This is a genomic window from Halobellus salinus, from assembly GCF_014646875.1.
Classification (GTDB): Archaea; Halobacteriota; Halobacteria; order Halobacteriales; family Haloferacaceae; genus Haloquadratum; species Haloquadratum salinum.
Genome location: NZ_BMOC01000019.1, coordinates 33,167 through 45,019, shown reverse-complemented (window position 1 = coordinate 45,019; position 11,853 = coordinate 33,167). Strand labels below are relative to the sequence as shown.

11 protein-coding genes and 2 pseudogenes are annotated in these 11,853 nt (G+C 55.2%); 5 read left to right on the top strand and 8 right to left on the bottom strand.

The genetic code is table 11. From position 1 onward, the window contains the following. Window positions 1–1,023 (top strand): annotated as a pseudogene (locus tag IEX72_RS12980) (helicase-related protein); the annotation flags it as partial. Window positions 1,024–1,070: 47 nt separating this feature from the next. Here the strand turns inward: IEX72_RS12980 and IEX72_RS12975 are convergent. Beyond that, window positions 1,071–1,304 (bottom strand): hypothetical protein, encoded by a 234-nt coding sequence (locus tag IEX72_RS12975; protein ID WP_188788022.1) that lies wholly within the window; start codon window positions 1,302–1,304, stop codon window positions 1,071–1,073. Between the two features lie 344 nt (window positions 1,305–1,648). Between IEX72_RS12975 and IEX72_RS12970 the strand changes: the two genes are divergently transcribed. Next, entirely contained in the window at window positions 1,649–2,677 is a 1,029-nt protein-coding gene (locus IEX72_RS12970) for a Cdc6/Cdc18 family protein (protein WP_188788021.1), read from the top strand. 18 nt (window positions 2,678–2,695) lie between these two features. Here IEX72_RS12970 and IEX72_RS12965 read toward each other — a convergent pair whose 3' ends face one another. The 3 genes from IEX72_RS12965 to IEX72_RS12955 form a co-directional block, all read right to left on the bottom strand. After that, window positions 2,696–3,382, bottom strand: a complete 687-nt coding sequence (locus tag IEX72_RS12965; protein ID WP_188788019.1) for an SOS response-associated peptidase — start codon at window positions 3,380–3,382, stop codon at window positions 2,696–2,698. Window positions 3,383–3,528: 146 nt separating this feature from the next. Next, a complete protein-coding gene (locus IEX72_RS12960) occupies window positions 3,529–4,461 on the bottom strand; it encodes a S1 family peptidase (protein ID WP_188788017.1) in 933 nt (310 codons plus the stop codon). 176 nt (window positions 4,462–4,637) lie between these two features. Beyond that, the gene (locus IEX72_RS12955) at window positions 4,638–5,228 is read right to left on the bottom strand and encodes a hypothetical protein (RefSeq protein WP_188788015.1); all 591 of its coding nucleotides are present in this window, start codon (window positions 5,226–5,228) and stop codon (window positions 4,638–4,640) included. Between the two features lie 377 nt (window positions 5,229–5,605). On the opposite strand from IEX72_RS12955, the gene IEX72_RS12950 reads away from it, so the two are divergent. From IEX72_RS12950 to IEX72_RS12940, 3 genes are read left to right on the top strand one after another with little or no spacing between them, the layout of a single operon-like run. Further along, the gene (locus IEX72_RS12950) at window positions 5,606–6,445 is read left to right on the top strand and encodes a hypothetical protein (RefSeq protein ID WP_229663838.1); all 840 of its coding nucleotides are present in this window, start codon (window positions 5,606–5,608) and stop codon (window positions 6,443–6,445) included. Window positions 6,446–6,447: 2 nt separating this feature from the next. Continuing rightward, window positions 6,448–6,768: a hypothetical protein gene (locus IEX72_RS12945; protein WP_188788011.1), complete on the top strand. Its 321-nt coding sequence runs from the start codon at window positions 6,448–6,450 to the stop codon at window positions 6,766–6,768. Next, on the top strand, window positions 6,765–7,409 hold the full coding sequence (locus tag IEX72_RS12940; protein ID WP_188788009.1) for a ribonuclease H-like domain-containing protein: 645 nt from the start codon (window positions 6,765–6,767) through the stop codon (window positions 7,407–7,409). Before IEX72_RS12945 ends, IEX72_RS12940 begins: the two co-directional genes overlap by 4 nt. Before the next feature lie 50 nt (window positions 7,410–7,459). On the opposite strand, the gene IEX72_RS15580 is transcribed toward IEX72_RS12940, so the two are convergent. The 4 genes and pseudogenes from IEX72_RS15580 to IEX72_RS12920 all read right to left on the bottom strand — a co-directional run bounded on the left by IEX72_RS15580 (window position 7,460) and on the right by IEX72_RS12920 (window position 11,677). Then, window positions 7,460–7,804 (bottom strand): hypothetical protein, encoded by a 345-nt coding sequence (locus IEX72_RS15580; RefSeq protein ID WP_345782310.1) that lies wholly within the window; start codon window positions 7,802–7,804, stop codon window positions 7,460–7,462. A gap of 89 nt (window positions 7,805–7,893) precedes the next feature. After that, the gene (locus IEX72_RS12930) at window positions 7,894–8,412 is read right to left on the bottom strand and encodes a DUF7342 family protein (protein WP_188788007.1); all 519 of its coding nucleotides are present in this window, start codon (window positions 8,410–8,412) and stop codon (window positions 7,894–7,896) included. Window positions 8,413–8,515: 103 nt separating this feature from the next. Next, window positions 8,516–9,105: pseudogene (locus IEX72_RS12925) on the bottom strand (DUF7342 family protein). A 343-nt stretch (window positions 9,106–9,448) separates the two neighbouring features. Then, window positions 9,449–11,677, bottom strand: coding sequence for a hypothetical protein (locus IEX72_RS12920; RefSeq protein ID WP_188788005.1), 2,229 nt, complete (start codon window positions 11,675–11,677; stop codon window positions 9,449–9,451). Window positions 11,678–11,853: the final 176 nt, after the last annotated feature.

Sequence of the window (11,853 nt, the reverse complement as noted above, 5' to 3'; positions counted from 1 at the left end):
AACGTCGACTCGCTCATCATGGAGTCCATCCAGAACGACGAACCGGCGAGTGCAACCAAGGAGGAACTTGAGGAGCTCATCGACGAGCGTCAACGCACGCTCCAGGAGTGGTACGAACGCAGCCTCATCGACACGAGCACGTTTGATCAAGAGAGCCGAGAGAAGATTCAGGAGGTGATGGACGAGTCCGAGGATGTCTACGGGACGGAGGCCGACATCCACGAGTTCGTGGAACGCGGCGTCGAGGCGCTCGGTGGCGACGTCGAGAAAGCCGGAAGCAATCTCTACAGGGCACAGCTGCCACGCTCCCTACGGCAAGGAACAAACGAGGAATACGGGCCGTTCACGTTTAGCCGAGACTTCGCGATGGACCACGATGGTATCGACTACGTCTCACCCGATGATGATCTGGTCCAGCGGCTAATGCAGCAAATCCTGGATAGTGAGCACGGAGATGTTGGGCTAAAGCTCCTCCCGTTCGTCGACGAACCGGGAATTGCGTACAACTACCGTGTGACGTTCGAGGACGGGACGGGCGAGGTCATTCGGGAAGATATGATCCCTGTGTATGTCGATGCCCGCCATCATGACCCCCGGCAACGGATGGGTCAGCGTGTTGTTCAGGGTGACAGTATCAAAGGGTCGCCCGACGCGGACCGTGTGCGATCGCTGATACAGAGTCAGGATCAGCTGCGAGAAGCTGCGGACCGGTACATCAGCCAGCAGGTCACGTCCTTGCGGGAAGAACTACAGGAGCGCCGCCGAGAGGAAACCCAGCAAGAACTGGATGACCTCGAGGAGTATGCCGAAGCTGAACGCCAGCGGATCGAGGAGTTCATCGAGAACTATGAGCGGAAAGCAGAGGCCGGGTCGAATATGGACATCGCCATTCGTGGGCAACGGGAACGGCTCAACAAACTTGAGCAGCGTATCGAAGACCGTCGCCAAGAATTGCAGCGGAAAGCTCGGGTCATTTCACTTGCGCCCGAGGTAGAGAACCTTTGCTTTGCTCTCCCGGTCTAATCAAATCCTGATCTGGACAGGGGCGAGATCGCTTCCCTATCGGCGCGTCAGACCGACTTTCGCGAAGGCTTCTCGTAAACATCGACGGAGACCACACGCTCGGGTGGGTAGTACGAGACGGGTACGTGGCCACTGTCGAGTTCGCCACCATGCGACGGGCCGATGCACCTAATCCATCCCTCGTCCACAATCTCCCAGTCGTCGTATTCGCGCTCGATCTCGCCCTCCCCGTGCTTGTCCACGAGGTGGACGATCACACCCTCGGTTCTCTCGTCTGCCATATTCGACGTATCGAAGACGTGTCTGATTAGCGTTCTGTAGTAACGTGGCTGGTTCGTCTTTTGGACGGCCAATCCCCTCCCCAACAGGGGATCTCGCACGGACGGTCTCGAAATCAGGACGCCATCGAGTACCTAGCTGTCGGCGACAGAATGCGCATACGAGAAAGTGGTTCTCCCGTTAGTGAGCCAATTCCGGAAATTCCCAGAAATCTTGGTTTTCCACAATTAGAAATCGCACGACAGCAGAGGGATAAGACAAGTAATATGGAACTGAATAGATGGTTTCCGGAAACAACCCAATCACGTTTTTAGTACTAGCCAGAAAATCAGTTTATCAAGCAAAGATGATCCGCGATGCTCGCGTTCTCCGCGCCGGGTTCGTCCCTCGGGAAGTTGAGCATCGCGACGCCGAAGTCAACCACCTCTCTAGCGTCCTCGAGCCCATCACGAACGGTGAACCCGCCGACACAGCTATCGTCACCGGACCCAGCGGCGCCGGCAAGACGTGCATCTCGCAATTTGTCACCGAACGCCTGCGTGAGGAAGTGCTCGACGTCGAAACCACCTACGTCAACTGCTGGCGCAACTACACCCGATTCCGGACGCTCTACCAGATCCTCGACGACCTAGGCGCAACAATCGACATCCACCGGCAGTCGACGCCCCACGACGAACTCGTCGATCGCCTCCAGCAGCACGACGGTCCGCGGACGGTAGTCATCCTCGACGAGGTCGACCAGCTCGAAGACCCCAGCGTCATCTACGACCTCCACAGCCTCCCGCAGTTCGCGATCATCTGCATCGCGAACAAGGAAGAAGAGCTGTTCAGCCGCGTCGACGACCGCCTTGTGAGTCGGCTGCGCTCCAGCGAGCACGTCCGGATGGACAAGTACCACGACGAGCAGCTGTACGACATTTTGAGTGCTCGGACGAAGTGGGGGCTCGACGAGGACGTCATCACCGACAACCAGCTCTATCGGATCGCCGACGCCGCCGCCGGCGACGCCCGCCTCGCAATCGGCATCCTCCGAACGGCCGCCGGCAAGGCAGATCGCGAGAACCACGAGCGCATCACCGACGATATCCTCCTGGACGCCGCCGAGGATGCCCGGGCTCAGATCAAGCAGAAGAGCCTCGATTCACTCACGCCGCACCAGCGAGTCGTCTACGACATCGTTCGCGAACACGGCCCGATCGGGCCGAGCGAGATTCACGAGCGTTACTCCGAGGACGTCGACGACCCACGGACGAAACGGACGATCCGCACGTACCTCTCGAAGATGGAGCAGTACAACCTCCTCGAAGCGGAGGGTACGAGTCGGGATCGGGAGTACTCGCTCGTCGATTCGGCAGCGGCGTCGCCGATGCAGTAACCGTGACCCCGTCAGCTATCAGGAACTGAACTCGCCGAGGCCCGATTGCTCGTGGTCCAGCGGCTCGATGACCTGGGGATCGTCGTTGCCGGGGTTGTTGACCCGCGCCGAAATCTCGTAGGCGTCTAGATCGTCCTTCGGATACGGCTGGCACAGTTCTTTGCGCGTGTCAGGATCTGCGGTGAGCCAGTCGGACTCCGCGTCCTGCGGAAGGACAACCGGCATCCGGTCGTGGATTGAGTTCATCACGTCGTTCGGCTCCGTTGTGAGAATCGTGACGCACGAGATCGTCTCGTCGTCGCCCTCCCAGACGTCCCAGAGGCCAGCCATCGCGAACGCGGGGTCGTCTTCGCGGTGAATCCGATAGGCCTGTTTCGACCCGCCGTTCGGCGATTTCCACTCGTAGAACCCCGACGAGGGGACGAGGCAGGGACGTGATTCCCACGCCCGCTCGAAGACACGTTTCTCGTCGGCTGTCTCGGAGCGAGCGTTGATGATTCCCTCCTCGGGCTCGTCCGCCCAGAACGGAATCAGCCCCCAGTGGTAGGCGTCGATCTCGTCTGGAGCCTCGTTCGTGATGATGTGGAGGTCGTCGCCAGGCGCGATGTTGTATCGGGGTGTGTACCCGCCGTCTGCGACGACCTCGGCATCGAAGCGGGCCTCGAGGTCGGCCTGGTCGATGAAAAGCGAGTTTCGGCCACACATACCTCCCAGTCCGACCGTGAGAGTCTTCAACGTATTTGAAAATGTGAAGGGCTGGTTCTGATGCTCCTTCGTTTGATGGTAGATTTGGGGGATGGCCGGTAAGTACAGATCAGACACCATATTGCTACCTGAAAATAATCATTCAATCAATAATTCCTAATTATGTCATCAATGTATTTTGCGTGCCAGACTCGGTTAATACCTGTTTCACGCTCGATATTCTCTAAACGACCTTCTAATTCTCTCAAGAAATCTCTCAAGTCAGGGTCAGAATCACGGTTAGGGAGATCTGATTCAATATCTTCCATAGAGATTTCGTCATCAAATTCTAGACGTTCCCCTGAATGGACTCCAAGTAGGCGTGTATGTTTTCTTTCAGTAGTGCCCTCTACTGTAAACGGTTCAACTGTCCCCCAATCTGAATCAATTTCTTGCTCGTCAACTTCAATATCCACAACAGATGGCGCATAGACCACAGGGCTGCCACTCATTCCATCGTGAAGCCGTGCATCAATCACGAAATATGGGGAATCATAAAATGATACCTGATATGAACTAGATATCAGTGCTTGTCGGAGAATTGGTAGTCTATGGAAATTACGCATCTCAGCAGGATAACCAACTACCTCCGCAAGATCGCCCCCAGATATAGAAGTAGGGTCTGAAACGATATTGGCTCTATGAAACATTGCAGTTTCTCGCAGTTCAAAATCAAGCGGTATCAGTACAATATCAATATTATTGTTCTCAGGGTGTTCGCGCCACTTTGGTTCTCCATCTGACTTATAGAGATCAATGTGATGTCTGGTCGTTTCCTGAACCTCACCAGGATTTCGGGTATATGCGATCACAGAATCCGGTTGAGGATAGTCTGAGGGTTGGATAACATGTTTATTTGTGACAAGATACGGACCAGTGTTGGGTAGATCTGCACTCTTATGTTGTTCTGAAACTCCCCACTGATGGTTATAATAAAACCCGGATGCAATGAATGGCTCTGACTTACGGTCACTATACCCATATCCGATTGGAGTAGTTTTCCAGAAAATTGATGGAGTTTCATTCCGGGGATGTCTCATTCCATCTTGTATTTGCTAACTAGCTACAAGGTAGTTTTGCTGTGCTACACCCCCCAAACCCTCTCAGGCTACAATCAACGAGGGGAGCATATGCAAGCCCACCTACCGGGTGCTTCACCGCCGATAGTATGTGACCAAGATGATTTCTATAGAGCCGAAAGTCTCTGAATCGCCGATTAGAGCTCGGTCGGGGGCAGAAGATCACAGAGAACAGCTGCTTGGTCAAGAAGTGCGTCGAAGAGCCGTTCAATCGGTCGATATAGCGCGTGGTGTTCATCAACAGAGTATGGGGTTTTCTCATCATCTGTGTGCGAGAGAAATCCGCACTCGAGAAGCGGAGCAAGGGTAGTATCCAGCGCAGTTCCGGAACGGCCAGATTCGGCTTCAAGAGTGTGGCGAGGGAACTCAGAAAGGAACCGCGTACAGCAACTCAGGACGTGAGCACGTCGAACAGCGAATAGTTCGTTGAGCGCAGTACGATGGGTGCGTGTCCAATACTCATCGAGTTTGACGTATGTGCGAACGATAGGGGAAAGCTCGTTCAAGGAACCATTAGCATGGACGATGCCAAGGTCGTTGAGCGCATGTTGGTCTTTGGTGTCCAGAGACTCGCCGAGGGGATGGAGAACAGTTTGAAGCGCCTCGTGGTACCGCGAAGTGAGGAATTCCCCGGCAACAACGTGGGCGTTCACGATATTTCGAGTTGGGTGCATTGACTCGTGGTGGTCGGGGTTTCGGTGGTCGACGTGGGTTCGTGGATAGCTCATAGAGCACCTCTTCCAACGTGGCGTTGAGCATTAACATTCCGAGCAGTCAGGCTCGAGACTGCAGCTGGGTAGGTTTAACCAACACACCGCCGTCAATACGGCCGGGCGTTGGTTAACACGAAGTACGGTCGATTCAGGAACTATTCTCGGAAACAGAATCCAAACGGAGACTACCCGGGACTGTACCGGGATTGGAGGGGATCACATCGAGTTTCCTGAAACGCGGAAGCGACACGCCGCGGCTTATCGGGAACGTAGACAACTAATCGAGTATGGGAGAACACTCAACGTCGAACCGATTGGCGGTGGACCAGCCGACACGGGGCGCTGACCGCAATCGGTCCCTCGCTGACCAGGCCGATCCGGCTACGGACGAGATGTTGTTGCCGTCACTCAGCGACGGCATCACGCTGCTCGACGTCGAGGGAGGCCGCGGCGTCCCGATCCTGCAGTCGCTCGTGCTCGACCACCTCCTCCTTAACGACGGGCCCGCCTTTTGGGTCGACGCAAACGGTCACGCGACGACGACGACACTCGCCCAGATCGCGCCCAGTCAACGGTTGCTCAACCGAATCCACGTGGCACGCGGATTTACCGCCTACCAGCACTACGGCGCCGTCTGTGATCTCCCAACGGCAGTGAACAAGTCGATCCAGATGTCTACCACCGACACCGGGACGGCCAGTCGAGGGGAACCGAGTCGTGACGAGGACACGTCGCCCCACACACCTGCCCTCATCGTCGCACCGGCCGTCGACGCCCAGTACCGTGCTGACGATACTCTCGGTGAAACCCACGCGAAAACCCTCCAGGCTCGAACGCTCGCCCGGTTAGCGACGTTCGCCGAGGGGTACGACATCCCGGTGCTCGTTACGCGAAACGAACGAAACGAATTCACCGAAACAGTCGCGACGGTCGCCGACCACCACCTGGAGTGCGAGCAGACGCGGATGGGCCCACGGGTCGTCGGCGAGGACTTCGAGACGCTCGTCTATCCCGTCGACGACGGCGCGTACTACCAGACGACGTTCGCGTACTGGCAGCAGCTGCTCGCGGCACGCGCCACGCAGCTCGGCGTTGAACCGACGACGGCGGCGCCGTCGACGCCAACTCCCGAAGGCGTCGGGACGGGCGTCACCGCTGACGGGGAGACAGTGTCGGCTACCGCGGATCCCTTGCTCGATGCGTGGACCGCGACCGGGACAGGAGGCCGATAGCGATGGGGCGCACGAACCCGACGTACCGGGATGCGCTCCGGGCCATCGAAGAACGGTGGGCGGAGTTCCGGCGGGCACTACGGCGTCGCGACCAGCCGCGCTTCGACCGGCTGTTCGAGTACGCCCGCGAGCACGCTGACGCGAGCGGGCTGTTGAACCACCAGAACCCGCTGCTGCCGGCGCTGCTCAGCATTGATCTCGAACAGGAGGCCCGCCTCGACGACCACGAGGAACGCCTAACAGAGCTTGAACGACGGCTTTCGGAAACTGGGGGCGAACAGCAGCAATCGTCTAGCGAAGGCACCACTGGAGGGTCGGAATGACTCAGTTGACGACAATCGCCTTCGACATCGAAACAACGGGATTTCAGGCCGGTGATGAACTCACAGTAGTTGGGTTCGATTCGGCGGTCTCGTCGCGAGTGTTTCTCCATACCGGAACGACACCAGAAGCAGGCCTAGCAGATCGGCTCAATGACGCCCTCCAGACACCGGTACAGCTCTCACTCCACGACAGCGAACAGGGACTCCTGAACGAACTGGCGACGTTTGTCACGTCGACACTCACCCAACGTGATGCTAAGCTGGTTGCGTACAACGGTGAGCGGTGGAACGGAGGATTCGACCTCCCGTTCCTTCGCACACGGCTCTGTACGCACGGGCTTGAGTGGCCCTTTGGCACGTTGCCATACGTCGACGTGATGGACGTCTTCGAGACGCGCTTCAATACGAGTGAAGATACGCTGAGTGGCGTCTACGAGGAACTGATTGGCGCCGGATTGAACGACCTTGATCCATTCACCGACAGTAGTGAAGCGGTCACCGCATGGAAGGAGGGCGCCTACGAGCCACTCATCATCCACAACGTGGCCGATATCCGACGGACTCGAGCGTTGATGAACCTTGCAGAACGCTATTGCTCAAAGTCAGATTTCTCTATGAAGTCGCTGGAGCCTATCGCATAGAAGATCACGCGTTTCAAGCAGGATTGAAGGCAGCGAGGCTGTTTTGCGTCCTACTGCTGTTCCCACAGAGTTTCGATCCGTTCTTCGACGTAATCGAGGGCAAGGCGGCAGACGTCACGATGGTCTTGAGGCCACTGTGCGTCTTCTGCGTCGGCGCGACTTGCGTCCGGCGGCGGATGGAAGTGGTCTCGTTCGTTGTGACTGCTGGGGTGGCGGTCCCAGCGACACTTCCATACGCTCTCTTGGCGCTCTTCTTGATAGTGAACGGTGAAGTCGTCGTTGCGATACCATCGAATCTCGAACCGAGCAGACACATCACCCGGGTAGTAATCACCGGCGAGTTCGACACGGAGATAGAGCTTCCCCCCTTTGACGAGGTCCACTGCTTCGAACATCCGACGGCCAGCGAATCGGGACTGTATCCGCTCTAACACCGCACGGTCCAGTGGCGCGGGACTCGCGCCGTCGTCGGCCGGTACCATTGTCAGCCGTGGGAGGACGCTGTGGAGCTAGTCGCCTTCTGGCGGGCACGCTCGTGGAGTCGGCGCTCCTCGATTGTGGTCGCCCAGTCCCCGAGGTCCGCATACACGGCGTCAACGCGCTCGGCGTCGAATTCGAGAACATCGACATCACCGGGCGAGTCAGCGTCGTACTCCTCGCGGTATGCTTCTATTTGGTCGGTGAGATCCGAGACCCGAGCCTGTAGTTCTTCGACGGTGTGTACGTTCGCCAACTCATTCACTCGGCGCCACTCGAAGTAGTCGTCGTTGCGCTCGTACCGAGCTGGACGGCCATCGTGGTGGATAACGATGCCAAGGTCAGCGTAGAAGGACAGATGCGTCCGTGCGGACTCTTCGGAGCAGTCTGCACGCTCGGCAATCTCGGCGGCCGTCATCGGCTCTCGTGCATGGAGGACCGCGCCGTACACGCGTTGTTTCGTGTCCTCGCCTTCGAATGGCCGGTCGAATGACGGCGGGCCGTCGCGACGGACGTCATCTGACATACTTCGACCAACGGGTTAAGACCACATATTTCTTTCTCCGACCAAAATATATTCTTTTGTCTTGCCATGCTGTCAGGTCGACAACCCCACCCAGTTCGCTCACTCAGGCAGGACCGCTATCGCCGATTGAGCGATGGCCAGTGCCGACGAATTGCTCGGCATTGCCGATCGAGATCGCAGCGTTCGCGAACGCGAGGTCTCGGCGGAGCGTCTTCCACTCACGAATCGTCTCTAGGTCAATCTCGTCCTCTGGAGACCCGGATTCGGAGAGCGTCTGATTCGTCTGGTCAACAACCAACTCCTTGGGAGATTCGACGCCGAATTCCAACCTATACTCGGTGAGTTGCTCACGTATCTCCTGGATTCGCGTTACAAGTTCGTCGGTCGAAACGTGCTCGAGGATGTCAACAGCCTGTTCGACGACGAGTGATTCAGGAGAGCGCCGATAGAGCGTGCCGCCATATTCGCCGGGTGTCGTCTCGGCAAACCCCTCATCCGCGAGTGTATTCAGGTGCTTTCGAGCGGTCTTTGGAGCCGTCCGTGCATCGTCAGCTACGGCATCAGCTGAAACGGGGTTGTACGTATGCGCAACGACGTGTCGAATGCGCTCATAGGGTGTGTTTCTGCTTCCCATTCCTCGCCGACCGCTTCGTTGACGTCTGCAAACTCCTCTGGTGGAATTCGGTCGTTCATATGGAAACGCACAGTTCAGAGTAACATAGTTCATAGGTGAAATGCTATATTCTCCTCACAGGAGATGCACTGGCTGAATTCAGCCAGGTGAATTCCGGAAAGCGAACGACGGAGGGGTGAACGAGTAGGATGGAGCAGTATACTATCGACTTCTGGATGATGGTCGCGTCCAGGGGTGGGAGGCAATCGCCGACAGCGGCGTCGCGACCAGCCATGGTTCGACCGGCTGTTCGAGTACGCCCGCGAGCACGCTGACGCGAGCGGGCTGTTGAACCACCGGAACCCGCTGCCGCCGGCGCTTCTCAGTTACCTAAACTTGAGGGCGTTTCTAAGCGAACACCTCCTATTCTGACTGGTCCTCCTCAACGATTTCTTCGTGGTACTCTATGAACCGGTCAGCCCTCTCCTCATAATCGTCTTCATCAACGTATTGTCGCACCCCAAGAAATGGCTTCTTCCGTCTCACATCATGGGAGGACATCCTGATGCGGCGAAAATCCTCATCGCTCAGTGACTTCCCATTCAACGGGTTGAGTTCACGGTCATCGGAAAGAAAACCGGACATAATTCCGGTAAAGCAGTAGAACTCGCCCAAGCTGTACTCTGGCTCAATTGAGTATGGCTTCCCATGCATCTCTTGAATAATATCATGTTCTTGGTGGCCCCACCGTCCCCATCGGGTGCGGTGACCGTCTTTTTCCTGGATCCTGAAATAGATGTCAAACAGCCTAGGGAGCTCGTGATACGTCTTCAATATGCAGCGGTTGTAGATCGTGTCAAACGTGTCTTGGTATTTTTCGCTGTCCTTCGAGATATCATAAGTCATCGCAGCAGCATTAAACCGCAGATTCTCTGATTCTCGCCGGACGGTTTCTAATACAGCGTTATTATCGGTGTCTCGGAGCGGGCTAACTGCATTCCATAACTTCGTGAATGCTCGAGCATCCTGGTTTTCAAATGCATATTTGAACATCCGGTGAGCTTGGTCCAGCGCGACCTCGCTGTAGCTGGTAACGGAGTGGTCAAACCCGTCAAGATCATCAAGCACGTCATAGTCTTTATTTTCTCCGTTTATTACGGAGAATTGGAAGTTTTCGATGAGATGATCGGTGATTTCGATCGAGAAATTCTCAGGGAGGGTATCCTTCCGTAGTGCCACAGCGAAATAGAACCGGGAATAGAGGTTCATATATCGTTGGTAGGCTCCAAACAGTTCCCTTTCTGCCGTCGTTTTGACGATGGCGTCAACTAAGTCTAAGATGTGGTTGGCAAATTCACGGTTCATCTCATCAAGCGACTCCTCGAAGACGCGGAACAGGATCTGATCAAGGTTATAGAATGGGAGATCGGCGTTTGTGTAGCGGTGTTCCTCGATTAGGAATCGAGCTTCCTCCAACTCATTCAACGAGTGAAGCACCACGTCTTCGTATTGTTCTAAGAAGTAGAGGAATGATCGTGTCTCTGCATTTCGGACGATTCGCTTGCCTTCTTGATCCATAAAATCGGTATACTTGTGGATGGTCCGGATAGTATCGTTTCGTCCTGTTCCCGGTCGGGTGAGTATGCTAGATGCGATGATAGGATAGACTGATTCCATCTCCTTGTGGAAGAAATCTGAATCAATGTGAAGGATTGATGAGAACTCCTGTAGCTGATCCCCGATTTTGACGCGGATCTCGACGGGGTGATCCTTCTCTTCATCTGGTTCGTCACTGTCTTCTTGATGGATTTCACCGATGCGTATGAGTTCAGAGACGCCATAGGCCAAAGTCGGAGTGTGTATGTCTGCGACCACTCCATCCAGATCAAGGTCCTCAGCTGTCAGAGAATCCTTTCCACCACCATAGTATGGATACAGCGTTTTCTGTGTTTCAACGCCCTCTGGTAGTTCAGTTTCTAGGATCTGGTCGTATTCATATATCGTGACATCTTGATGGATTTTCTGGGTGATATTGGTTTTCAATATGCTGTATGCTTCCTGGTCGGTCTCGTCGGTCAGCACCAGTGTAACAACTTTCCAATAGACAAACATTACGCCAAGAATAGTGACGGTGAAAAATATAGCAGGTAGATTCGGATTAATCCAATCTGTTCGGAGACCCGGATACAGGACCAAAATACCGATAATCAGGCTCCCAAGAAGTGAGTAGACGAGGATGGGTAGCACCATCGATTTCCGCAGGAACTGTTCTAACGCACCCTCAACAAGGCGGCTTCGCGAAACTATTTCAAGGAGAAAAACTAGAACGACGAAGCTTAGCCCGATTATCGTTGCATGGGTTTGCCACACAGTGCTGACAGCAAACCAGCTGGGGGTGGCGAACGGGGAGATATTCACTGCGGCAGTGAGAAGAAATGTACTAATCAGCAGTAGAAGCGCTGTGGCCGATGTATATCGTCGCTCATAGAGACCGTAGATAGTCTGTTTTAGTTTCTCTCTGCTGGCCCACGGTTTCGTCTCGGTGTTTCTCTGCAGTAATATGGAACCTCGATATGGGAAGAATCCTAGCCGGCGATAGACAGGTTTGAGCAGGCCTGTCAGTTTGAGAACGATCCATCGACGTTTCTGCATTAAATATGGTTTTCTGATGAGTGCCCAGTAAGTTTTCGGTCAGTACTGAAACCTACTCTAACGTCTGATTCATCGGAAGATGGTGGACACAGATAGTCCTCCTCTGTATTCAACATCCTTTGTCATTTTTGAATATATTAGCAGACTGGGTTAGCGGTAGCTCATATTACAGAAAG

Bases quoted from the DNA above. Each gene is read 5' to 3' on its own strand.
- IEX72_RS12950 (WP_229663838.1), top strand. From the start codon at position 5,606: ATGTTGTTGCCGTCACTCAGCGACGGCATCACGCTGCTCGACGTCGAG.
- IEX72_RS12960 (WP_188788017.1), bottom strand. From the start codon at position 4,461: ATGAGACATCCCCGGAATGAAACTCCATCAATTTTCTGGAAAACTACT.
- IEX72_RS12945 (WP_188788011.1), top strand. From the start codon at position 6,448: ATGGGGCGCACGAACCCGACGTACCGGGATGCGCTCCGGGCCATCGAA.
- IEX72_RS12940 (WP_188788009.1), top strand. From the start codon at position 6,765: ATGACTCAGTTGACGACAATCGCCTTCGACATCGAAACAACGGGATTT.
- IEX72_RS12955 (WP_188788015.1), bottom strand. From the start codon at position 5,228: ATGAGCTATCCACGAACCCACGTCGACCACCGAAACCCCGACCACCAC.
- IEX72_RS15580 (WP_345782310.1), bottom strand. From the start codon at position 7,804: ATGTTCGAAGCAGTGGACCTCGTCAAAGGGGGGAAGCTCTATCTCCGT.
- IEX72_RS12920 (WP_188788005.1), bottom strand. From the start codon at position 11,677: ATGCAGAAACGTCGATGGATCGTTCTCAAACTGACAGGCCTGCTCAAA.
- IEX72_RS12965 (WP_188788019.1), bottom strand. From the start codon at position 3,382: ATGTGTGGCCGAAACTCGCTTTTCATCGACCAGGCCGACCTCGAGGCC.
- IEX72_RS12930 (WP_188788007.1), bottom strand. From the start codon at position 8,412: ATGTCAGATGACGTCCGTCGCGACGGCCCGCCGTCATTCGACCGGCCA.
- IEX72_RS12970 (WP_188788021.1), top strand. From the start codon at position 1,649: ATGATCCGCGATGCTCGCGTTCTCCGCGCCGGGTTCGTCCCTCGGGAA.
- IEX72_RS12975 (WP_188788022.1), bottom strand. From the start codon at position 1,304: ATGGCAGACGAGAGAACCGAGGGTGTGATCGTCCACCTCGTGGACAAG.